20 protein-coding genes are annotated in these 23076 nt (G+C 38.7%); 18 read left to right on the forward strand and 2 right to left on the reverse strand.

Annotated elements, in window-relative coordinates:
• The 13 genes from traC to HT99x_RS15160 form a co-directional block, all read left to right on the forward strand.
• Window positions 1-2439, forward strand: a 2439-nt coding sequence (traC, locus tag HT99x_RS15100) for a type IV secretion system protein TraC (RefSeq protein WP_075067261.1), incomplete at its 5' end; no start/stop codon positions are given.
• Window positions 2423-2773, forward strand: a complete 351-nt coding sequence (locus tag HT99x_RS15105; RefSeq protein WP_075067262.1) for a TrbI F-type domain-containing protein — start codon at window positions 2423-2425, stop codon at window positions 2771-2773. The genes traC and HT99x_RS15105, both read left to right, overlap by 17 nt.
• A gap of 13 nt (window positions 2774-2786) precedes the next feature.
• Window positions 2787-3236, forward strand: a complete 450-nt coding sequence (locus HT99x_RS15110; protein ID WP_158003411.1) for a S26 family signal peptidase — start codon at window positions 2787-2789, stop codon at window positions 3234-3236.
• Between the two features lie 10 nt (window positions 3237-3246).
• Window positions 3247-3816 carry a type-F conjugative transfer system protein TraW gene (gene traW / locus HT99x_RS15115; RefSeq protein WP_259567116.1) on the forward strand — a complete coding sequence of 190 codons (570 nt, stop codon included), beginning with the start codon at window positions 3247-3249 and terminating at the stop codon, window positions 3814-3816.
• On the forward strand, window positions 3813-4814 hold the full coding sequence (traU, locus tag HT99x_RS15120) for a conjugal transfer pilus assembly protein TraU (RefSeq protein WP_075067265.1): 1002 nt from the start codon (window positions 3813-3815) through the stop codon (window positions 4812-4814). The genes traW and traU overlap by 4 nt, the downstream gene beginning before the upstream one ends.
• Window positions 4807-5337, forward strand: coding sequence for a type-F conjugative transfer system pilin assembly protein TrbC (trbC, locus tag HT99x_RS15125; RefSeq protein ID WP_139016642.1), 531 nt, complete (start codon window positions 4807-4809; stop codon window positions 5335-5337). The genes traU and trbC overlap by 8 nt, the downstream gene beginning before the upstream one ends.
• A gap of 14 nt (window positions 5338-5351) precedes the next feature.
• Window positions 5352-7331, forward strand: coding sequence for a conjugal transfer protein TraN (traN, locus tag HT99x_RS15130; RefSeq protein ID WP_158003412.1), 1980 nt, complete (start codon window positions 5352-5354; stop codon window positions 7329-7331).
• The gene (locus HT99x_RS15135) at window positions 7324-8115 is read left to right on the forward strand and encodes a conjugal transfer protein TraF (RefSeq protein ID WP_075067268.1); all 792 of its coding nucleotides are present in this window, start codon (window positions 7324-7326) and stop codon (window positions 8113-8115) included. Before traN ends, HT99x_RS15135 begins: the two co-directional genes overlap by 8 nt.
• A complete protein-coding gene (locus tag HT99x_RS15140) occupies window positions 8105-9595 on the forward strand; it encodes a conjugal transfer protein TraH (RefSeq protein ID WP_075067269.1) in 1491 nt (496 codons plus the stop codon). The genes HT99x_RS15135 and HT99x_RS15140 overlap by 11 nt, the downstream gene beginning before the upstream one ends.
• Before the next feature lie 3 nt (window positions 9596-9598).
• Window positions 9599-10075 carry a PH domain-containing protein gene (locus HT99x_RS15145; protein WP_075067270.1) on the forward strand — a complete coding sequence of 159 codons (477 nt, stop codon included), beginning with the start codon at window positions 9599-9601 and terminating at the stop codon, window positions 10073-10075.
• The gene (locus HT99x_RS15150; protein WP_075067271.1) at window positions 10075-12879 is read left to right on the forward strand and encodes a conjugal transfer protein TraG N-terminal domain-containing protein; all 2805 of its coding nucleotides are present in this window, start codon (window positions 10075-10077) and stop codon (window positions 12877-12879) included. The genes HT99x_RS15145 and HT99x_RS15150 overlap by 1 nt, the downstream gene beginning before the upstream one ends.
• A 115-nt stretch (window positions 12880-12994) precedes the next feature.
• A complete protein-coding gene (locus tag HT99x_RS15155; protein ID WP_139016644.1) occupies window positions 12995-15694 on the forward strand; it encodes a hypothetical protein in 2700 nt (899 codons plus the stop codon).
• On the forward strand, window positions 15681-16730 hold the full coding sequence (locus tag HT99x_RS15160; protein ID WP_075067273.1) for a hypothetical protein: 1050 nt from the start codon (window positions 15681-15683) through the stop codon (window positions 16728-16730). The genes HT99x_RS15155 and HT99x_RS15160 overlap by 14 nt, the downstream gene beginning before the upstream one ends.
• A 50-nt stretch (window positions 16731-16780) precedes the next feature.
• Here HT99x_RS15160 and HT99x_RS15165 read toward each other — a convergent pair whose 3' ends face one another.
• Window positions 16781-17032 (reverse strand): hypothetical protein, encoded by a 252-nt coding sequence (locus HT99x_RS15165; RefSeq protein ID WP_075067274.1) that lies wholly within the window; start codon window positions 17030-17032, stop codon window positions 16781-16783.
• A 302-nt stretch (window positions 17033-17334) separates the two neighbouring features.
• On the opposite strand from HT99x_RS15165, the gene HT99x_RS15170 reads away from it, so the two are divergent.
• The 4 genes from HT99x_RS15170 (at window position 17335) to HT99x_RS15185 (ending at window position 19921) form a co-directional block, all read left to right on the forward strand.
• Window positions 17335-17652: a hypothetical protein gene (locus tag HT99x_RS15170; RefSeq protein WP_075067275.1), complete on the forward strand. Its 318-nt coding sequence runs from the start codon at window positions 17335-17337 to the stop codon at window positions 17650-17652.
• Window positions 17653-17669: 17 nt separating this feature from the next.
• Window positions 17670-17852 (forward strand): hypothetical protein, encoded by a 183-nt coding sequence (locus HT99x_RS15175; RefSeq protein ID WP_075067276.1) that lies wholly within the window; start codon window positions 17670-17672, stop codon window positions 17850-17852.
• Between the two features lie 93 nt (window positions 17853-17945).
• A complete protein-coding gene (locus HT99x_RS15180) occupies window positions 17946-18575 on the forward strand; it encodes an integrase repeat-containing protein (protein ID WP_075067277.1) in 630 nt (209 codons plus the stop codon).
• A gap of 260 nt (window positions 18576-18835) precedes the next feature.
• Window positions 18836-19921: a PDDEXK nuclease domain-containing protein gene (locus tag HT99x_RS15185; RefSeq protein WP_235528463.1), complete on the forward strand. Its 1086-nt coding sequence runs from the start codon at window positions 18836-18838 to the stop codon at window positions 19919-19921.
• Between the two features lie 187 nt (window positions 19922-20108).
• Here the strand turns inward: HT99x_RS15185 and HT99x_RS15190 are convergent, their stop codons facing one another.
• On the reverse strand, window positions 20109-20402 hold the full coding sequence (locus HT99x_RS15190) for a DUF6573 family protein (protein ID WP_200957156.1): 294 nt from the start codon (window positions 20400-20402) through the stop codon (window positions 20109-20111).
• A 370-nt stretch (window positions 20403-20772) separates the two neighbouring features.
• Here HT99x_RS15190 and HT99x_RS15195 point away from each other — a divergent pair, with 370 nt between their 5' ends.
• Window positions 20773-23076: an AAA family ATPase gene (locus HT99x_RS15195; protein WP_075067278.1), complete on the forward strand. Its 2304-nt coding sequence runs from the start codon at window positions 20773-20775 to the stop codon at window positions 23074-23076.

Below are 23076 nucleotides of genomic sequence, written 5' to 3' on the forward strand. Positions count from 1 at the left end.
ATGATAAAGTGGCAAGGTTTTTTTGAAAAACCCTCTCAATTTTCTCCATTCGAGCATATATTACATGAAGAGTTGCCTTACGATGCCTATGATGAGGAACATCAGCTTTTTTATAACAAGGATACCATCAGTTTCTGTATTGAAAGTAATCCATTAACAGGAGCTAATGAAGAAGTACTTAAGTTGATTAACAATCTTTTGGTGACGGGATTTCCGGAAGGTTGTATTTTGCAGGTACATTTGTTTGCATCGCCTAAAATAGGGCCTATTTTAGATAAATGGAACCAATCTCGTCTCAATAGTAATCCTATATTTGAGTATTTGACTAAAGCCCGAATTGGGCATTTAACACAATCTGCATACAAAAGTTTGTTAACCGATGAGTCGGTATTATTGAGAGATTTCAGATTGTATTTTTCAGTGATATTTGACAAAGGGGATACCGAAAAATCTTTAAGAGAGATCCTCATCGTGCGCGAACAGCTGCTAAGCGCACTCAGAACCTTAGGTGTGCCTTACAAGATTGTGCAAGTGGAAGAATTTATTGCGTTGATGCGAGAATGGATTGCCCCAAATGATAAAATAGATGTTGAGAAAGTCATTTGGAATCCAAATGACACACTTAATGCTCAAATCAGCGGCCAACCTAAACCCATTGATATCAGATCAAATTTCTTACAAATTGGAGAGGAATTTGAGATCCGACCCTTAGTGGTCGAGCAATACCCACAACAATGGCCCTTGTGGGGAATGCAAAGCTTAATAGGCGATTTATTCCATATCAATCAAAGCTTATGCAGCCCATTTTACTTTTCATTTTCGTTATATTTTCCATCTCAAACAAGGCAAAGAGATAGGGCAACACTCAAAAGTACTCGATGGCGCAGGCTTCATGAAAGTCCAATTCGCCGGTTTTTGCCGATCACAGGGTATGTTACCCAGGAATGGGAAAATGTAAACCGAAAGGTTGCATTGGGAGAGAAATTCATTTGGGTGATGCATTCCTTGGTTTTATATTGCAAACGTGGGGAGGGTGAGCGTGCAGTCCATGCGGCTGAAAATCTATTTTCTCTAAATGGCTGGAAATTAAAACCAACACTCTATACGACTTTGCCTGTTTGGCTAGCAAGTCTTCCGATGAGCTTAAACAAAGAATGGCTTGAAGCTATGCATGGTCTTGGTTTCGCTAAAACGATGTTACATTCTTCTGCATCACAATTATTACCCATTATTGCTGAATCTAAAGGAACCCCTGATCCTAGACTTCTTCTTGTAGGCAGGAGGGGACAGCTATTTGGTTGGGATCCCTTTCATAATGAGAAAGCAGGAGGAAATTTTAATATCTGCGTCGTAGGTAAGCCAGGAAGTGGTAAATCAGTTGTGATGCAAGAGTTACAACTCTCTATTTTAGCAAGCGGTGGCCGGGTGTGGGTAATTGATATTGGGCGCTCAGCACAGAAAACATGCGAACTGGTTGGGGGGCAGTTAATTGATTTTGCCCCTAATTCCCAAATATGCATCAACCCCTTTAGCGATCTTGAATCGTTAACGGAAGATGATTTAAAAATGCTGAAACCCTTGATTACCAATATGGCTCTTAAAAAGCGTGATGCCACTGATATTGAGGATAGCTTCATCGAAGAGGCAATCACATCTGTCTGGAATGATTACGGCTCTAATACGACGATTACCCTTATAGCCCATTGGCTTGAAAGCCAAAGCGAAGATCTAGTGGCTAAGGAATTGGGTCGCATGCTTTACCCCTATACCTCACAAGGAATGTATGGCCGCTTATGGAATGGTAAAAATACTATCAACTTTGATAACCCCTATGTGTTGCTTGAGCTAGACAATCTTGAAAGTACTAAAGATTTGCAGACAGTCGTTTTATTGGCTTATTTGCATCGAGTCAGCAATGCCCTATTTTTGGGCGATAGAAACCAACGCAAGATGTGTGTCATGGATGAAGTCTGGGCGTTACTCAATGGTTGTCGAGTTACGGAGTTTATTCAAGCTTTTGCACGTCGAGCTCGCAAGCATAATGGCAGCATTATGTTGGGCACCCAAGACATTAGCGATTTTTTCAGCAGTCAAGCGGGGGAGATCTCATTTAGGATCTCAGACTGGCTGATTATGTTGCAACAAAAAGGTGAGTCTATCGATAGGTTTATCGAAAAGGGGCAGAAAAAGGTCGATGCTTACCAAGAAAAATTGATGAAGTCTTTAAGAACGGTAAACGGTCGTTATTCAGAAATGATGATCTGTGGTGATAATTGGTATGCAGTTGGTAGGTTATTTTTAGATCCTTTCTCGCAAATACTGTATTCCTCTAAAGCGCAAGAATATCAAGCCGTCCATGACTTGCGTGAAAAAGGTTATTCGTTACCAGAGGCTATTGCATTGGTCGCTAAAGAGGTGCAGCGTGGAAAAGGCAACTAAGTTAATTTGTCTTTTGTTTTTGCAATGTTTGGTTACCGTTAGCATTCTTTCTTTGTATCACTTTAAAAATATTCCGCCCACAAATGAAATCATTGTTATTGATTTTAAAAAGGTAATGAAAGAAGGATTGTCACAGATAGCTGAGCAAGAATTAAACGAAGAAGGTCAAAAACAGGCATTGAATCAATTTTCGATAAAGTTTCGCAAGGCATTGCAGTCTTTATCTAGTGACTCTGGTAAAACAATATTCATTAAAGAAGTGGTTCTAGAAGGTGCAAGGGATGAGACCGATAACGTGCTGGCTGAACTATTTAGAAACTCGGCAAATGAATAACATAGTAAAGTTTATGTCTAAATCTAAGTTTTTAATAGTATGTTTAATAGTAGGAGTTATTCTTCCTTTTAGGTTTACCATTACTGATTCAGTCACACCCAGAATATTTTATCTGTCATATTCTGGAGTTACAAAAAAGGGCGATTATATTCTCTTTAAAAGAAAGCACGACAATATAAGTAAATTCTCCTGGATTAAAGAAAGCATTAAACAAGTGACAGGGGTATCCGGAGATACGGTTGAAGAGCGAAAGGGTGAATATTTTATCAATGGTCAATCAATGGGCATGGCAAAGCCGTTTAATGGCAAAGGGCAACTATTAGTTAAGGGCGCAACGGGTGTTATTCCAAAAGGTTATCTTTATGTGCATGGAACGGGAAAGAATTCTTTGGATTCTCGATATGAAGCGATGGGTTGGATCCATGAAAACAGTGTTATTGCTCGTGCTATCCCTATTTGGTAGTCAATGTGTAATGGCTAAAGTCTTGGGTGTGCATGGTAAGACCTATCCTATTGGGGAGCAAGATCTGGTACAGGTGATTGAGGGTAAGCTGAGCACAATGCAAAAAAATGGAAAAATTAGTGAATTAGAGAAAACAGTAAAAGCGCGGGCTCAAGCCGCTACTGAAAGACCTGTGCCGGTGGCAGGTGTTTCTAAAACGGTTTCAGAGCGAAAGTTTTTCTTTAATCCTTCAATTACTGTTGCAGAGAATTTATATGACCACCAAGGCCAATTAATACATCAAAAGGGGAGTATTTTGAATCCATTAGATCAAGTAAGCCTGACAAAACCCATTTTGATGATTGATGGTGATGACAGCAGCCAAATTGAATGGGCGCTTCTTCAAGAAAAAACCATTGGTACGGCCACTTTGATTTTAATAAAGGGGCCTATTATGGCCCTAAGAAAGAAGCTTGATCGCGAAATATTCTTTGATCAACAGGGTCTTATCTGTAATCGTTTTTTGATTAAACAAGTTCCTGCAAGAATTCAGCAACAAGGGAAGCAGCTTTTGATTGAAGAGTTGCAGGTTACTATATGAAAGCTTTTATTGGATTGCTGCTCATTATTTGGCAAAGCGTCGCAGTTGCTGGAAATTTATGCCAGGGAAAATTTTTGAATCCTATCACTGATGTATGCTGGAAATGCTTTTTCCCAATTGAGCTTGGACAACTAACATTGGTTGATGCCTCACCCAAAGCTGTGCCAGAAGTTTCTAAAAAGGATTTACCTAACGCTATTTGTGCTTGTCCTGGCTTACCCCCCAAGGTAGGCATTTCATTTAGCTTTTGGGAGCCTTTGCGATTAGTAGAAGTGGCTAGGCAGCCCTTTTGCTTTTCAAGTCTAGGCGGCCTTCAGATTGCTTCTGGTTTATCGGGACAGGGTGGGGCGGTTGATGCAACTGAGTCCGGTGAGAATACCAGCTTTTACCATGTTCATTATTACGTTTACCCGCTTTTATATTGGTTAGAGATCCTTGAGGAGTCATCAGGCTGTGTTTCTAAAGAATCTTTCGACTTAGCTTATTTATCAGAAGTTGACCCTACCTGGAACGACGATGAATTATCAGCCATTTTGAACCCTGAAGTTTTGCTTTATGCCAATCCAATAGCCCAGATTGCTTGTGCTGCAGATTGTGCAAAATCATCTACCGGTTTGGGATTTGACGCTTTGTATTGGTGTAGTGGTTGCCAAGGTAGTGTTTTCCCATTAACTGGTCATGTAGGAGCTCACGTGAATGGTGTTCAAGCAAGTCTGCTCTTGACTAGTCGAGTACTTTTTAGAATGCATAGAACGGGAGCCCTTCGAGGAAGCATGGGTCAAAAAGCTCTTTGTCATACTTTCTATCAGCCAATTTGGCGCAAGGCTCAATATCGTACTCAGATGGTTTATCCCATCCCCGGTATGAGTAAAGAGCCTTTTCCTTGTAATCCCGTGGGTAGGAGCTCTGTACCATGGGAAGCTGGTCGAGAATTTCCTGTTAAAGGAGAAAATTTCACATACCTTATTTGGCGAAAAAGGAGTTGCTGCCTTGGTTAACAAGAAAATGTTGTTTTTATTACTTTTTGGCGTTCAGTCGTTAGGATTTTGTGCCAATCCTTCTCAAGTATGTACGGCTCATTCCGAGTGCACCAATGAAGAAAGTGTTGAAGAAGTTGAGAAAAAATCAGATCTTTTCATATTCGTTTCCTTGGAAATGCCAAAAGATTCGCTTTTACAATGGTCAGAGCAAGCTAACAAAGCAGGTGGAGTTTTAGTATTGCGCGGATTGAAAAATAATTCATTGCCGCAAACTTTAGCCCTTACTAACAACTTGTGGGGAGCTAAAGCCAGAAATGTCATAATTGATCCCAACGCTTTTGAGCGATTCGCTATCAAATCTGTTCCTGCTGTGCTCATAACCAATCAAGCGCTTCAACCTTGCACCAAAGAAGCTTGTCCAATTCCCGCTCATGACGTGATTTATGGTGATGTTGGGTTGGGTTACTCCTTAAACAAGATCAAGGAGCAGGGGGAGATGAACAACCTAACTCAAAATTACCTAAAACGGTTAAATAGATGAAATGGATTGTGTTCATGATAGCTAATTTACTTGCGACAACATCATTTTGTGCAGAGAAGCAACACGATCCATGGATAGATTCCTTTCAACAGGCTACTCAAGATCCTTTGTTTATGGCCAATCTGGGACAAGAAGAAATCGTAGTTGAGCTCATGCAACAAGAAGATCCTAATAATTCACTTTTTGGGCAAGCAAGGGCACAAGGATTAGTGACTAAAGCATCTGAACGACTTAATGGAGAAGCTGCAAATCAGTATTTAGATCAGGTTGGTACTTCAAATGGTCAAATAAATCAAGAGAAAAGAAGGTTAGATGCAGGTACGGAAGTAAATTTGAGTCACAGCATTGGCGAAATGTTGAAAGATGGTTTTCTGAATGGCCAAAAGATAACACTGAATCCGAATGAACCCATTTTGCTACATGCAAAAAGGCTGCAAAACGGTTTAGACGCTAATGAAGGGGAAGGTGTTCTACCCGTTGATAATTACACTTATGAAGAGTATGTTTGCCACGAAAATGTACACAATTTCACTGAAAAAGTAAAAGAAAGCTTGCAAATTGAGTTTGAGGAAGCTTATGAAAGAAAGCAGGATATATCCCTGTATGCTGCTGCCCATAATGAATTTTCGGTTACTATAACGACAAATTTACTAAGCGGAGAAATCACATCTACTGGAAATGGTCAAAATGCTCTTCATCCTGCTTCAAGAGTTGAAAAACCGCTAGGGAAGATTGCCCAAGGTTCAATTGTCGAGTTTAAAAGAAGAATTCCTTATGAATTTTGGAATGGTCAAACAGAATCGGTGCAAGTGAGTTTAGGCACTGAGCCGTCTCAAAGCAACGGGTATCAATATTCTTTTGGTTTAACCCAAACAAATTGTAACAAAAAGAACAAAGCACTGTGTCACCAATATCGGGGTATGTACCATAATTGGGAGGCCACTATTTTTATGGCTCCTATAATCACCGGGGAGCAGTGGGTTGGCTCTGAAAAGTTGCAGCCCTTTATAAATAAAGGTCTATGTAAACAAATAGAAAGTCGTTGCCTTGGCATGCCAGAAAGTCGTTCCTTTGGAAAAGGGGCGCTGGCTTTGTCTGTAAAAAGGGATTGTTGGGAAAGGGAAACAACGTATCAGTGTGTATTGGGTGGGCAACATCAATACGGCTGCGAACAATACCGAACTAGGGGATGTGAACAAACGGATGCGGTTTGCAAAGAGACTAAAAATAATATTTGTACATTGTATGAGCAACGTTATCGCTGCCCAATCAGCAATAAGTCCGTATTGATAGATGCCAAAATTGATCTTGAAGAGCTTAGCAAGGATGGCTATCAGCTTAGCTTTGAAAAAAATAATGACTTTGGAGAGGCGCTGAGTGCCTTAAGCTTAGCTACTAATTTTGCTAAAGAACAAGTGACGGAGGATGGGCTACAAGGTGCATTCTTTGGTGGCCAAGCGGGCGAATGCGAAATCCTACCCAAACAGTGTTGCGCTCAAAAAGGGGTAATTAAGAAGCTGTTTGGGTGTTCAGAAGAAGAAGAGGCGCTGGCCCCTAAAGTGCAAAATGGTGCCTGCCATTTGATTGAGGAAACCAAAAAAGGGATCTTCCATCAAAAAAAGCGGCACTATTGCTGTTTTAACACAAAGCTTGCAAGAGTGGTTCAAGTTGGAGCTAGGGCGCAATTGGGTATTGATTTTGGCAATGGTGAAGCCCCTAATTGTAGGGCTTTATCTGTCGCGGAAATTCAAAGGGTAGATTGGAGCGGGGTTGATTTTAGCGAAATTGCTCAAGATTTTGCTAAAAAAGCGCAACAAACAAAAATAACCGATGCATTCAAGTTGCAGTCTTTAAATTCAGTAAAATCTAATCATGAAGTTGCGACAAAAGGGCTTATGATTGGGATCAATTCAAAAATTGATGAAGTTAAAAAGCAAGCTCCAAATGCAAATGATTACTATCAAGAGCAACTGCAAGGTAAGCGGCATGGCTAAAGCAACCTTAAAAATAATGCTTATCTTGCTGACCTTCTATTCCACTTACATTGAAGCCTCTTGGCGGGATGATCATGAGCGAGGTTGGCACTGGTATGAAAGAGATGAGGAAGAAAATGAGAAAAAAATAGAAGAAATCCATATAAATTCTACACCTGTAATGTCTTATGCCGATAAACTTAAAAAATACCGTGAAGATGGGGAAGAATTAAGGGCAAAAGCGGTAATGGAAAGAACTCCAGAAAGTGTAAGGGCTTTAATGACTTGGGAAAAATCAATGTGGAATAATGCTGAGGCCTTTGGTTCGATGTGGCAAGCCGTATTGAGAGAGAATCCTGAATTTGATTACTCTGTTACACATCCAACCTCACAATACTCCAGACATTTATATTTAGATGAGCAAAAGAAAAAGGTTAAGCTTGCGATTGATGCTTTAAAGAAAAAATATGGTTTGGTGTTTTTTTTCAAGGAAAACTGCGCTTATTGCCATGCAATGGCACCAATCGTTGCTTCTATGGCTTCTCGCCATGGTTTTATCTTGCATGGCATTAGCCTAGATGGAAGTAAACTAAGCGAGATACCTGTTTCCTCGACAGATAATGGTTTAAGTCAGCGTTTTAATGTGACTATGGTTCCAGCCATCTATGCTGTGGATCCTAAATCAGGAGAGTATTTCCCTATTGCAACTGGCGCTATTAGTGAACAAGAGATTGAGGAAAGGATTTTTCAAATATCTGAATACCAATCAAGTTTAGGTGAACAAGGTAAAAGACATGCGCCATAAACTTATCCAGTTTTTTTTATTAATCGTAAGTCCTGCCTTGATGGCCGAAGATATTTCCAGTCACATGAATCAATTTGTTCAATCAGGGGGGGTATCAGTTAATGTCACCGAAGCCTCTGCATTTAAAGGGCAAGCAGCAGGTGGTTATACTTTAGGCTCAGTGAGCTTAAGACATCCAACACGCAGTTACACTCCTATCATGGCTCAAGCCCCTGGCATGCGCATGGGGTGCGGTGGTATTGACCTATTTACTGGTTCTTTTTCTTATATTAGCTCTGACGAATTGAAAAGAGCCTTCAGAAATATTGGTACTTCAATGGGAACTTATGGCGTGATGATTGCCTTGGAAAGTGCTTGTCCAATGTGTAAAAAGCAAGTAGATCAATTGCATAGAATGGCCAATGAAATTAATCGGTTTAATATTAACTCTTGTGAAACTGCCGCTGGTATCGTAGGGGGCTTATGGCCAAGAACCGAGACAGCGCAGCGCCATGTCTGTACTACGGCGGGTGGGCCAGGGGGACTTTTTAACGATTTTGCAGCAGCCAAGCAAAAATGTGGTTCAGGAGGCGAATCGCAACGAGTTTTTGATGAGATCAGGCAAGCTAGTCAGAAAAAGAATAATAATCAATCATTATCTGAGCGTGAACGTAAGCTAGCTTCATTTGAAGATATGCTTTTGGATAAAGGTAACTTGGCTTGGATGATTTTAACTAAGACAGGTTTTACGAAGGAACATGGGCAACCATTGACTGAAATGGTCATGTCTTTGTCAGGAAGTTTAATTTTAGATAATTCAAATGATACGAATGTATGGCGTTTATTGCCCTCTAAGGCGGGAGATGAAGCTCTCTTAAATACATTGCTGTATGGGGAAATTAAGAGTGCTAATAAATTGGATGGAAAAGCAGCAGCTCAATCATTGGATGCAAAGGTTTATCATTGCGACACTTCTGAATTGTATGGTTGTTTAAACCCAAATTTAGTTAATTTTAGGATTAATCACCCTCAATCTTGGGTGGGGCGCATTCAAGAAACACTTAGATCGATTCAAGACAAAGCAAGGTTGGATCAAGAATTAACAGCTCAAGAAAAAGATTTAATAAGTAGCGCAAAATTCCCTTTATTTCGTGCAATTAATGTTCAAAGCGCCTATTCTTTTGCTAGGGATGTTGTTAATTTAAGTGATTATGCTGAAATCTTGGCGCTTGATATTCTAGAAGAGTATTTAGAAGATTTATTAGATGTCGTAAAATTTGGGAGCCATCGTATTCAAGCCGATGCTGAAACACTGAAGGAATTTCAGGCGGGAATTGCAGAAGCTAGGGGTATGATCCGTTACTTTCGATCCAATAATCAAAAGAAAATTACTCAGGCACATGATATGGTTCGTAGGGTACAGTTTTTAGAGCAACAACTCGTTGGTGAATTCGACGCAGATATGTTAAGAACCATAGATTATACTTCAGGAAGGAGGTAAATTATGTCAACAGTTATTCATCCTGTTTTTTTCAGTTCATTGCGGATTATCCGAATGGCATCCTGGATGTTGTTCTTGCCATTCCCACTTATGTTATTCATTTTAACAAGCGCTCCTGCAGGAAATAAATTTTCTTCTGTATTTATTATTCTCAGCGCAATCTTTATTTTTATTGGTGTGATCTGGTATGTCCTATCAAAGAGAATTTATAAGGCCTCTTCTTTTGAGCTCGGAGAGGATTCAGTGGGAGAGCGTGAACAGTTCTTGGGAAACTATTTTAAAGAGATTAAATACCATGATATTAAGGAAATAGCTATAGGACAAGGCCCCTTTCAACAAAAGTACGGTCTTGGGAATATCTTTATCCGTTCTTATGCCAGCTCACCGGGAGCAAACGTTAATACAGGTATTACGCTCTTTGATATTAAGGATGCTAAAGAGATTTATGAGACCATTCAAAGGAAAAGAGCAAAAAGTTAATGCAAACTCTTGAGATCATTACTCATGGTAATGGTGCTGTTTTAGTTGATATCTTTAATGCTATTGCCAGGATCCGAAACGGTGATTTCATTAATGGTGCCTTTATTGTAATGATGACTTCGGGTTATGCACTATCTTTAATACAAAATATTGCTGTATTGAATACCCGTGATATAGCTAAATGGACTATTGCTTGGGTATTGATATTTGGTGCGGTTTATCAACCAACCACAACTGTGGTGATTACAGACAGGACGGTAGGTGGTCAAGTTCCTGTTAGTAATGTTCCCTTAGGACTGGCTGCGTTTGCAAGTATTACAAGTCAAATGGGCACCAATTTAGCAACGCTTTTTGAAGATCAACTCAATATTCCAAATGGGGTTACCCGCTATACCCATTCCGGGACGTTAATGTCCTCAAAGCTGGCTCTTGCTGCGAGTGAAATCCACATTGTAACACCTCATCTTGAGCGTAGTTTTAGAAACTTTGCCTTTCAATGCATCATGTACGATGTGCGTATTTGCGCTAAATATACTATGGATGACTTGCTATACCATAATGATATTTGGCCATTAATTAAAGATAATACTTCAGTATTAAGGATGTTTGAGTACTATGGGAAAAATGGAGATAGAGATGTTTTTACTTGCCGAGAAGGGGCGGTCAAGCTAGAGCAAGAATTAAACCAGGAAGCTTCTCGTAATGAAAGAATATTAGCATGGCGGTTTCTAGGTAGTAAGAAAGATACAAATACTGCTTTAGATGCAAGCCAGGGAGTAGGGCGTTTAAATAGATTAATCAAAGATTATTTACCAGCAAGCCATGAGCTTTTAGTACACATGTCTGGGCAATCAACTGAAATATTAAAAAAGCACATGGTGATGAATGCTGTTAGAGAATCAGCTATTAAAAATGCTCAGATGCTAGATGTTGGGGCAGGCGCTCAAGGTTATGCTATTGCGCGAGCCAAGCTACAGCAACAAAATACTTTTCAGCTATTAGGTGCCATGGCTGGTACTGGGGTGCAATATTTAATGGGGCTATTCGAGGCTTTATTTTATGGCAGTTTTTTACTTATCATTTTGATAGCTATAATGCCTGGGTGCCAAAGAGTCTTGTTAAGCTATTTAACCTCTCTTGTATGGATCCAATCCTGGCCAACCATATATACCATTATCAACTTTTTTATGACTGCCAATACTGTGGCGGCTAGTAACGCCGCTGCTAGCTTTATCGGGGCAGATGGCACTGAAGGTATCGGTTGGAACCTATTTACCTCTCCTGCGATAATACAAGCCAATTTAGACCAAGCGGCTTTAGCAGGCTTCTATTCCTTAAGTGTTCCTTTTATTGCGATTGCTATTGTAAAAGGTACAGGGTCGTTTGTGCACTTAGCAGGGCACCTAAGTTCTATTAGCCAAGGTGCTGCTAGTCAAGCAGGGGAGGAGCTTACTACCGGTAACTATGGCTTAGAAAACGTTCAATACCTCAATACTTCAGCATACAATATGAATGCAAATCATTGGGATTCAGCGCCAAGTTATCGAGCCAGAAATGCCAATTACGAGATGGATTCAGGATCTCAAATGCGTATCTCTGGTGATGGCACAACAACGTTAGATCAATCCCAGGGGATGTCACAACTTGTATCTAATTTGCATCTTGGACAAAGCTTCTCTCAAAGAAAGAGTGAAGTGCTTCAAGCTGTAGAAAGTACATACCAACAAGCTGGTATGTCATATGTAGATAGTATTGGCTCAACATTATCTTCTGCTGCACAGGCGATCAATGCCGGCGGGATAAGCACTTCAGATGGATCTCATTTCAGCCAATCAGAGCAAGCGGGCCACATGAAATCTATTCAAAAATTCGATCAATTGTCTGACAGACTTGCAACGCAAATGGGTTGGTCCAAAGATGATGCTATGAATGCCATGGTTAGTGGTACAGCCACTTTCGGGAAATCCGGCATTATAAAACTACCTAAAGCCTTAGCAGAAACAATTTTAGGTGTTGGCGTGGAAGCAAGAGTGGGAGGATCCCTCAACCACACAAGATCGGACAAGGAAACCAGAGACAAAGTCATGGACTTTATCCAATCAGAAAATGCAACAGACACAATAGACCAAGCCATTCGAGCTACTAAAGAGCTTCATTTTAATCAAGGAAGCGATAAGCAAGATAGGTATTCTCAGGAATTTGGCGCTAACTTATCGAAGATGAAGCACAATGAAAAGCAATTTCAAGTGGCTACCCAGAAATTACATAACATGCAAAACTCTGATGAATTCAGTGAGGCCAATAGTGCCAACATTGATCATAATCTAAATCAAGGTTTTGTAACGTGGGCAAAAGAAAAATTGGACCAAGACGGTGTTGAATTGGGGATCCATGGCGTTGATCAGATGTTAAAAACCCCTGATGAAGCACAGCGCTATGCAGCAAGCTACTTGGATGAACGTATTCAAGGATTAAGAGATAAATTTGATGCTGGGAATAATGAATCTATTGGAGAACGGTATCAGAAAGCATCTCATAACTTATCGAAGAAACCCAAAATTGAAGAACATGACCTTCATAACAAGAATAAAGTGTTAAGTCAGGCTAAAACACAGGGTCTTAATATCCCATCTAACATGAATTTGAATGACACACCTATGTCGGCTTTCGATACTATGAACTCTCACAATAAAGCCTCCATGACTGATGAAAAGGAGCATATACAAAAAGGCGGGAATGATATTGCGAAGAAAGTTCGCAATAAAGTTAAACTTGATACTAAAAAAGACAAAGAAAAGGCATAAATGCCCTCTAAATTTTTCTTATAATTAACTTGAATCTAAATTGCATAATCGAAATACTGAACGGAGTTAGGCTATATGGAGATGGGGAAACCCATGTTATCTCATGCAAGATTACGTGCCTGTTTCGTTAGGGAAAAGCTGGAAAAATAAATTCTTAGGATATCACCTAAAATACTTTCAAAGTAAAATGATTCTTCATGAAAAGAATATATTTGCTATCTGCAAAAATCCCTCTACATCTATTTTAAAACGCCTGAATACTGATTCATTTTGGGAAGACTTAAAATCACTATCACCCAAAAAAGAGGTCGTTGAGAAATATCATGATATCTGGAAGAAAGTAAAACCGTTAGCCCACTTAAACGCACGAAATTTATTATCTTTACTTCAAGATCAAGTGCTTCCTTTAGAAAGAACTTACCAACAAGCACTCAAGTCTTTTGAAGATGAGCGAATTAGCGTGGATGCTAGTGATTATTTACCTTCCCATTGGTTTTATCCGCAATTGAATCAAAATATTTCAAAAATAAGAGAAAATCAGACACGACTGGCTAGCTTAAAAGCAATTATTTACGAAGGGTTATTATGGCGCTCTCAAGCTCATTCATTACTAAAGGCCCCTCGAAATGTTGATGACATTGTAGGCGCAGTATGCATGAGTATTAACAGCCTTGATTTGCTCAAGTCTCCTTTTGAAATCAAAACACCGTATTCATCTACTTTAGATGACGATAAAAGATTAACTATTTATGATTACTTAGAAAAATCAACTCTCAATAAGGATAATTTACATACAACAGTTCTTGGCCCAATACCAAAACAAGGCTATACGGCCTTTAAATCAAATGAAAAAGTTCAGAATGACCTTAAGCAAATAAAGAAAATTCATAAAAAAACATTTAATAACTTAATTAACGATGGCCCAGAAGAATCTTTTTTCCCTCCATGGTTTAATCAAATGATACCCCGCTCTGTTAAAAAAGCATGGAAAAACGCAATTTTGGCAACCAAAGACATGTTTTCGGATTTAGGGTTATTATCCCCATTATTAAAGTTATGGAATTACCGATATATTGCCTTTTTAGCGTTAACCTTACTCAGTTATCACTTTTTAATTTTGGCAATACAGCCGGTTGCTTCTGTGTTGTTAGGTCCCACAATTTTTGGTTTGCTGGATAGCTCATTATTTTATTCATTTGCTTTAGCACCTCTATGGGCACTTGGATGGAATTTACTCAATACTTTCAAGCAAATTGTTATTAATTATTTTGTTAGTTGGAAAAAAGAAGAGATTTATGAATCTTTAGATACTCTAGTTTTAACACAAGAATTTATGGCTAATCATCTTAGTCAGGTTATTATTGATATTCCTCATTTCGATATAAAAGAATTAACCCAACAAGCTAATTTTCATTTTAACCAACTAGCCCGCATGAAGAAAAAATTGGATCGTTTTTATTTCGGCGAAAAATTCTTGTGTAGAGGGAATGTTAGTAAAAATATTGAGTTAATATTAGAAAAAATACAAGATCAAAAGAAACAGCTACAGTTGCATTTGAAACAAGTCACCAATCATATTGCATTACGGATTGGTGATGATATTGAGCAGCTTGAAAAATCAGCATCAAAGCATGAACTTATCCAAATCATTCCCCTCAAGCAGTTAGAAAATTTAAAGAATTTTGTTACTACCTTTGGTGATGAACTGTCTATAAACAAATTCGAGCAAAATGCCAACCCAATATATAAATGGATGAACAAAATTGAACGTTGTAGCATGGCCCAAAAGCCGGCAGATGATCCATTTGCGCAACCTTGGGGCAGTCGTGTTGTCAGAAAGGACAATTTAAGAGGTTGGGAAATTATCTTAAAAGGATACATTTCAAAAGGCCCTAAGCAAGATGCTGCCTTACAAATAAACAAATTACTTGATGGAAAAATTCATCCTTCAATGCCTCAATTGCAAGAATTGGTAAGAGAACTTGGAATAGGGGACAAGGCAGGTCTATTTTTATCAAAAGTCCAAGATCACATCTTTAAAACTCTCGATTCAGTTAATCCTCAAAATTCCAGGCTAGTATCTAAGCAACATCAGGATCTCATTTGTAGTTGGTACCAGCAACACAAAGAGGAGATACAACAAGCTGAGAGGACCGTAAAGCAACTTTTTAGCACTAAACAGGATGATCACCTAGTCGCAGCATTGAACAAGCTAGGGGACGTAGGATTATGCAACATTTATAGATTGTTGGATGGAGCAGACATTCATAGTTACCTATCTAACAATAATGAAGACGTTAATCATAGAAAAAACCTAGCCCGTCAATATTTCGAGAACTATAAGGGTGAAACTAGTCGCGCTATTCGATTTTTACGATTTATTTCCCATAACAATAGAAAAGAACTATTGCCTGAATTAGCCAAAAAAAGAGTGACTTGGCTTTTAGAGCATCTAGGACAAGGTGTAAGCCCCTCAAAACCTTTTGATGAAACTGACACTGAATTATTTCACAATTATCGCTTAATCCAAACCTCTGAAAAATTTAATTTTACCTCATTTGTCATGAAATCGAAGCAATTTAATAACCCATGGGATCAAAATGTAGAGTCCTTTCTCGATTCTTGCCGACGAAATGGTTTTGATTCAGGGAAACTTGCTAATAGTTATAAAAAAAGAAACCTGCGAGTAAAACCTTTTATCCTGCATCAACATGAACACATCAAAAATAATGCAATTTCCTGTAAGTTAGAAGCGGATAAACTTTCTTCAACATCATTTAATTTTCAGAAGGGTGGGATTGATGTTAAATGTTAAAGATTTATGCACGAGAATTGATCGAACTCTTTTAGATGTCATCGCAGAAAATCCACTTGCTGCCACATTGATGCTTGGTAATTTATATCATGCTATGGATCAAGCAACAGAAGAAAACTCTGCTCTTTTACATGCAACTTTATTGGGCGCAAAGAAAAAGTTAACATCAAACCATATCCAAGTATTGTGGAGCACAGCCAATACTATACCATATGCCAAACTTATAGTCATGGATAGCGCTCAGGTAGAAATTCTCCGCGGACTTAAGCACGAGATAATTGTGGATTTTGACTTTTTCAAACACGTTGATGCTGCGTCAATAGTAAAACTTGGGCAACAAATTGAATTTTATCGAGACTCACTTGTGGCACTGGTTCGTAAACATCTTTATGACAAGAAGTTATCTGATCCATTCTCAAAATCATCTTTTAGCTATAAACTTTTAACAAAGGGTAGCACGGAGCAAAATTCACGCTATTTTGCGCAATATGTTAAGGATTGCTCTTCTCTTCCCTTAGACAACTTAGTGCTATTAGGGACCCAATATCACGAAATCGCGACTTTAATTATGATGGATCTCCAAGCTTGTAAAGAGCGCTTTGAAATTAGTAGTCGGTTTGCACATATACATCCGAAGCTTCGCAAGGAGATAAGTAAGAATTGGAAGGATTACTTAGACACGTTTCCCCTAAACTCACACGAAGAAAAATTCATCACTACAAAATTACCAGAACTAAAGAAGCAATTCGCTGAATTTAAGGATGTTAATGCTGACAGCAGAGTAAAAAGAAATTATCAAATTGAAGAAAAACCCGAAGAAAATTGGGGATTTTTCAAATCATGTTGTTATCAAGGTTTCAAACTTGGTGTTATTATAGCTACCCCCGTCACACCCATTACGGCGCCATTTTTTATAGGTTATAGCGCATATTGTCTTTACGATATTACGAGACCCAAAAATTTAGAGGGGACTAATGCCCCTTCTCAGCCTTCCTCTCAACAACATTCTGTGAGAAAAAAAGCAGCAAGATGGTAAATAATTTAATTTCAGTTAGCTTATTTTCTATCAACTCGGGAACTATTTTATTAACTTTTATATTTTGGCCCGAGACCAGTTAAAAGCCAATTTCGCTCTAGATTTAGTAGATTGGCATATTTTTCAATTACTCGGAGTGCCATACCTCGCATCCCAGATTCATGAAGGGCATATGTAGATACTTTTAACTCCTTCTTGTCAGAAAAGATTTTGGCCGAAGCAAAACCTGCTTCAATCCTAGCCTCTTTAAGACGTTCTCGGATTATTTGTTCCAGTGATTTTGATTTATTGCTGATTCCCATCACTTCGATCCTCGCAGTGTTAATTAAAGGGTTTCTAGACCGTAATTACCTATAAGTTGGCGAATTATACATAAAATTAGCTTCACAACAACAAAACAACTCGATGTTTTGCAGAATTATAAGACTTAGATTCCATCTCAAATCAAGATGCCTGGCTTTTTCAGGGCATTTGACAATGCAAATTGTGAAGCTACCTGAATTTTATGCAGAACTGAATAAGGTTTAAATTGAATAGGTATCATATTGTTTGAAATAATGAAAATTATCAATTCGCGCTAATTGCGCATCAATAGTAGGTTTTTATGAGAACATTAGCCAATATTGAAAGTAGCTCCGTTTCTGGGGGAATTTGGTGCACTTATGATGGCAACGAGTGTTCGGGATGTGCTAATCTTATTGAGATAAGTGGAAATGATTGTTCCGTAATAACAGGGCAATTAAGCGGCCATACTGGTCATTTTGATACCGGTGGAGTCGTGATGGGCCTAGCTGCAGGATGGGTTAGTTTTGTCGTTTCATATGCTGCAGTCGCTGCTTTTGGTCTTGGGACTATAGCTACGGGTGGAATTGGCTTAGCTCTAGGAGCTGCTGTAGGTATTGGTTATGCAGCAAGTCATTGATAAGAAGGTGATGGTTTATGGATAATAAAAATCAAAGCAGATGGGTTATATCTTTTCTGTCCATTTTAATTGGATCTTTTATTTTTATCATTGCTATTCCTTTATTTTTTGGTTTCCCCATCAATTACCTTCCCATACTTATTGCTATTGGCGGTATTGTTATCGCGGTTTTATATAGAAAGTTTGTCAAAAAAGATTAAATATATTATTCACCAAGTAGACCTTCACATAATATGCCTTCTTTAAGTGCAACATTAAGGCAAGGGTGTCAGGGCGTTTAGATAAGTACGATCATGAGTCATCGTTCCAGTTTAAAATTTTTCTCATTTAAAAAGGCTCGGCTATTTGCTCGCTCACAGAAGCTAAACAGCAGAGAAGCTTGGTTGGAATATTCAAAAAGTGGAAGGAAACCAAATGGGATCCCAGCCACTCCTTATCTCGTCTATAAAAATGAAGGCTGGATATCTTGGGGCGATTGGTTAGGGACAGGTGTTATAGCATCTCAAAAAAAGGACTTTCGCACATTTAAAAAGGCATTAGTTTTTGCACGATCCCTAAAGTTAGGTGGTTTTTCGGATTGGATGCATTTTTGCAAATCCGGCAATAGGCCAAAGGATATTCCTTCATCTCCTAATCAAATCTATAAAAACAAGGGTTGGACTTCCTGGGGAGACTGGCTAGGTACTAGCAATGTTGCCCCTCAAAAAAGAACATTCCAATCATTTAAAATGGCGCGTTCTTTTGCGCAGTCTTTAAAGCTAACGGCGCAATCTGATTGGAAAAGATATTGCAAAAGTGCCTGTAGACCTTATGATATCCCTGCGGCACCTCATAAAGTTTACAATGGTAAAGGTTGGAAATCATGGGGGGATTGGTTAGGCTCTGGAAACATTGCGACTCAATCAATGAAAGCTCAGCGCTAGATCTATACCAGCTTGGGTTGATTGAAAAGATCCGGGCGTAGGGCTAGTAGGACATGAATGTTGAAAAGATACCTAGGAATAGAGGCTGGCACTCAGTTAGTTTCCCACCATTAAATACATATCCCGCCTATCACATTAATCATCAACTTCTGGTACCCTAATGTACTGATTTTTGGCTAAATATCAATTGCTGTGCATGTACAACAGAATTGTCGGGACAGTGTCCCAACAATTGATAGAAATAGGAAAAAGGGTTATCAGTGAATATACGCCCATCTGATGAAGCATCAAAAAAGCTTATACAGGACATTCGTTCTGTAGTTGATGAAGCAAAGTCATCCGTTTCCACATTCGTTAATTCTGCCTTAGTAGTCATGTACTGGCATATAGGGGCAAAAATTAACCAAGATATGATTGGGGAAGAAGAACGAGCCGATTATGGGAAGCAGGTAATCGACAATCTTGCTAAAGAACTTACCCAAGAATATGGCAGGGGCTTTACACGTGACAATCTGTTTAGGATGGTCCAATTCCATAAGGCATTCCCTGACTTTGAAATTGTCGGGACACTGTCCCGACAATTGTCATGGTCGCATTTCGTTGAAATATTAGTCTTAAAAGACCCCCTCAAAATGCAATTTTATTGTGAAATGTGCCGAATTGAACGTTGGAGTGTTCGAGCACTACATAGCAAAATTCAAGGTATGCTTTATGAAAGGACGGCCCTTTCTAAAAACACTGAAACATTCATTAAAAATGAGTTAACAAAATTAGGAAAGGAATCTAAAGTAACCCCAACTCTAGTATTTAAAGACCCATACTTGCTAGACTTCCTAGACTTACCAAAAGACTTTAGTGAAAACAGCTTAGAAAATGCAATCCTAGGAGAGCTATCGGCCTTCATTGGCGAACTTGGGAGTGATTTTTGCTTTCTAGAGCGTCAAAAGAGAATAACTATCGGCGGAGAAGATTTCTACCTTGATTTATTATTTTATCATCGAAGTCTTAAACGCTTAATTGTAATTGAATTAAAACTAGGTAAATTTACTGCAGCTAATAAAGGTCAAATGGAATTATATTTAAGATGGCTAGATAAATACGAGCGAAAAGAAGGCGAGGAACCGCCTCTCGGTATAATTTTATGTGCCGAAAAGAACCAAGAACAGGTTGAATTATTAGAAATGAAACAAAGCGGAATTCATGTTGCAGAGTATTTAACACAATTACCGTCCAAAGAATTGTTGCAAAAGAAATTACACTTAGCTATTGAAGTTGCAAGAGAAAAACTAAGCCATCAAAATATTTCACCTGCATTAGATAATGACAACAAAGAAGATGAAACATAATCTCTTATGGCCTGTAGAGCATTCGTAAAGATTTTAGATAGGTAGCCTCAGAGAGGGGCTACCTATGCATATTCTCAATCCTCATTATGTAACATAATTGTAATGACGGGCTCACCCTCATCGCCACCGCAGATAACTGATTTTAGCTTGATTAAAGTAGGTGATTTAGGGAACCTATCACGCGAGATCACATGTAGTTCAAAGTTGATGTAGGATTCGTTCTTATTCGATTGCAGGCCACATATAGCATCCATAATACATCCCTTAACCTGCTTGACTGGTCTTGGATGGTTTGCCTATCATTATCCTTGTCAGCCCATTCTATGTACTGAACCCAAACGGCACGGGTAACAGCCACTGGGATTTTAAAACCCGATCGCTTTGCCATATCTGAAACGTCTACAAGCTCACCATCCTCAATTGCTTGGGCGCGAGAATATGCGTAAATCATTTCACCGAAAAAGTCAGTTGCTGTATCCATTATTATTTCCCTTTTCTGTTCATTTAATTAAAGAGTGCAGCGCGCGCTGCGCTCCTGCCAGACTGGCGAAGTCTGGGGGTCCAAGTGTCAAATCAGGGGGAACCACCCAACCTGCACAAATAAGCGAAGCGCATGCGGAAGGTTGGGGGATGAATTGATACGCGGTGGGGGCAAAGCCCCAAGATATTTTTCTAAACAGGGAGGGTATAGCTGCACTTTTAAACTTAGCTTAATAACTACTCGTTGGTTATTTAATTTGCTTAGTCACCCATGAAAATAAATTATGAGGGTGAAATCTTTTTCCTGCATTGAATAAAAAACTTCAGATATACTTTCTTCCTCAAATAAGACAAACGAATTAGGAACAACAATGTTGCAAGAAGTAAAATATGTACAGAACATAGGTCGATTTGCTCAAGCAAAACCCGTAGCACATGCTGTTTTCGGGAAATGTACGCTGATATTCGGAGAAAACGCATGGGGTAAGTCTACCTTAGCCGATATACTTCGTTCTTTGACAACATGGAATTCAGAAATAATTATCGGTCGTAAAACTCTTGCAGGAGGCCCGGAACAAAAGGCAATTTTGCAGATTAATGGCCAAGCTGTTAGTTTTAATGGTGATTCATGGACTGGCATTAAGCCAAAGATAGCCATATATGACAGCACATTTATCAATGACAATGTATTTTCTGGTGACATTGTCACAAACGAACATTTGAAAAAGCAATATGGTTTAGTAGTTGGTAGCGAAGGCGTAAAGCTTGTTCGACAGATCGTAGATTTAGACAATGAAAATAATGATATTAATAAAATAATTAGAAACGCAGAAGATGAGTTAAAAGCTGTTAGTCGTAGCATTTTAGCACCTTATACAATATCTGTAGATGATTTTATGTCTCTTACAAAACAAGAAGGGATTGATGTAACAATAGATAAAAAGCAAATCGAAGTTCAACAAGCTCAAAAAACTAAAGAACTTAAAGCTGCTAGCGAACCAAAATTTTTTGCTGTCCCAACTGATTCAGAGCAATTCCAATCGGTACTTGAAAAAGGTATTGATGAAATTGCGGAAAGCGCACTTAAAGCAGTCCGCGAACATGTGGCCATATATAATTGCAAAGATGTAAATCATATAACGCATGAAAGTTGGCTTGAAGTAGGAACTGCTTTTGGGGAAGCAGATAATTGTCCTTATTGTGGGCAACTATTGCAAGATAGAACGCTTGTTGAAGCTTATAAGAAATTTTTCAGCGAAGATTATAAAAGGCTTTCAGAAAATGTTCGCAAAGCTAGCCAGATATTGACCAAGTACACGAATAAAGAGTTTCGTAATACAGTTAGTGAATTATTCACACAAAATCAACACACATTTAAATATTGGAAAGAAGTGGCACAACTTGAGATTCCAGATATATCAAGTCTTTCTGAAATTATTCAACAGATGGAAAATGCTGCCATGCAAATGGAGGTGCTTTTTCAGAAAAAACAAGAAAATCTAACAGATCCTCTTCCGTTTGAGCAATTTTCAGAAGTAATTAAAACTTGGGAAAATGGACGTATCAAAATTCAAAGAATTAATGAGAAAATTACTAACTATTTAGATAAGATCAAAACTCTTAAAGATGGTCTCGATCCTTCACAACTACCCAAAATTGAGGAGGAAATAAAACGCTTACAGCTAACCAAAAGGCGGTTTGATGAGGATATTGTTGAAGCCGTAAATAGATTAAAGGAGAGCAACAAGCGTAAGGAAGAAATAAGGAATCAGAAAGAAAAGTTGCGCGAGTCTTTAACTAAACACGGTCGTTCTATAACTTCTTCACTTGGCACTACAATTAATGCATATTTGAAGCGTCTTAATGCGGGGTTTCGTATAGATTATAAGGAACCAAATTATAGAGGAAAGGAACCTGCAGCGAGTTATCAAATTTTGATAAACGATGTTGCTGTTTCTCCTAATACATCACCAGATGCGGTTGATCAACCTAGTTTTCGCAACACCCTAAGTGCAGGAGATAAACAAGTTTTGGCATTAGCTTTGTTTCTAGCCAGAATTAACGCTGATCCACATTTATCGGAAACTATAGTAGTACTTGACGACCCTTTCACTAGCTTAGATAATTTTCGTCGTCAGTTCACAGCCATTGAAATTAAAAAACTATGTGGACAAGCAAAACAAACCATAGTGCTTTCACATGAAAAAGGTTTTTTAAGACTTTTGTGGGATAAGATTGACCAAAGCATCATAAAATCTATTTCACTCCAATCCGGAGCTCCTGGAATTACAACAATTTCAAGCTTTGATATAGAAGCTGCTACACAACCTAGGTATGTAACTGAGCGCATGCAAATCGAAGAATTTATCGAGGGCGAACCATATGAACTTAATTATATACGAAGTCGCCTACGAACTGTTTGTGAAGATTTTTACCGTAAAGGTGATCCGGGGCTTTTTAGTGGCGCTTCAAGCTTAGAGGAGATTATTCGTAAACTTGATACTACAGCAGATCAACACCCATATAAAGGAGCGCTTCAAGATTTGCGGGATATAAATGAATATTCTCGTGGAGATAGTCATGCAGAGGTTCAAGACAATTCTAGCGAAGAAACATCCATCGAAGAGCTAAAGGGATTCTGTCAAAAAGTATTAGATCTTACCCGAGGAATGTAA

It is taken from the genome of Candidatus Berkiella aquae (assembly GCF_001431295.2).
Classification (GTDB): domain Bacteria; phylum Pseudomonadota; class Gammaproteobacteria; order Berkiellales; family Berkiellaceae; genus Berkiella; species Berkiella aquae.

Excerpts from the sequence above, each read along its gene's own strand:
- HT99x_RS15110 (WP_158003411.1), top strand. The coding sequence starts at position 2,787 with ATGTCTAAATCTAAGTTTTTAATAGTATGTTTAATAGTAGGAGTTATT.
- traW (WP_259567116.1), top strand. The coding sequence starts at position 3,247 with ATGGCTAAAGTCTTGGGTGTGCATGGTAAGACCTATCCTATTGGGGAG.
- traU (WP_075067265.1), top strand. The coding sequence starts at position 3,813 with ATGAAAGCTTTTATTGGATTGCTGCTCATTATTTGGCAAAGCGTCGCA.
- traN (WP_158003412.1), top strand. The coding sequence starts at position 5,352 with ATGATAGCTAATTTACTTGCGACAACATCATTTTGTGCAGAGAAGCAA.
- HT99x_RS15135 (WP_075067268.1), top strand. The coding sequence starts at position 7,324 with ATGGCTAAAGCAACCTTAAAAATAATGCTTATCTTGCTGACCTTCTAT.
- HT99x_RS15140 (WP_075067269.1), top strand. The coding sequence starts at position 8,105 with ATGCGCCATAAACTTATCCAGTTTTTTTTATTAATCGTAAGTCCTGCC.
- HT99x_RS15145 (WP_075067270.1), top strand. The coding sequence starts at position 9,599 with ATGTCAACAGTTATTCATCCTGTTTTTTTCAGTTCATTGCGGATTATC.
- HT99x_RS15150 (WP_075067271.1), top strand. The coding sequence starts at position 10,075 with ATGCAAACTCTTGAGATCATTACTCATGGTAATGGTGCTGTTTTAGTT.
- HT99x_RS15160 (WP_075067273.1), top strand. The coding sequence starts at position 15,681 with ATGTTAAATGTTAAAGATTTATGCACGAGAATTGATCGAACTCTTTTA.
- HT99x_RS15165 (WP_075067274.1), bottom strand. The coding sequence starts at position 17,032 with ATGGGAATCAGCAATAAATCAAAATCACTGGAACAAATAATCCGAGAA.
- HT99x_RS15170 (WP_075067275.1), top strand. The coding sequence starts at position 17,335 with ATGAGAACATTAGCCAATATTGAAAGTAGCTCCGTTTCTGGGGGAATT.
- HT99x_RS15175 (WP_075067276.1), top strand. The coding sequence starts at position 17,670 with ATGGATAATAAAAATCAAAGCAGATGGGTTATATCTTTTCTGTCCATT.
- HT99x_RS15180 (WP_075067277.1), top strand. The coding sequence starts at position 17,946 with ATGAGTCATCGTTCCAGTTTAAAATTTTTCTCATTTAAAAAGGCTCGG.
- HT99x_RS15190 (WP_200957156.1), bottom strand. The coding sequence starts at position 20,402 with ATGGATACAGCAACTGACTTTTTCGGTGAAATGATTTACGCATATTCT.
- HT99x_RS15195 (WP_075067278.1), top strand. The coding sequence starts at position 20,773 with ATGTTGCAAGAAGTAAAATATGTACAGAACATAGGTCGATTTGCTCAA.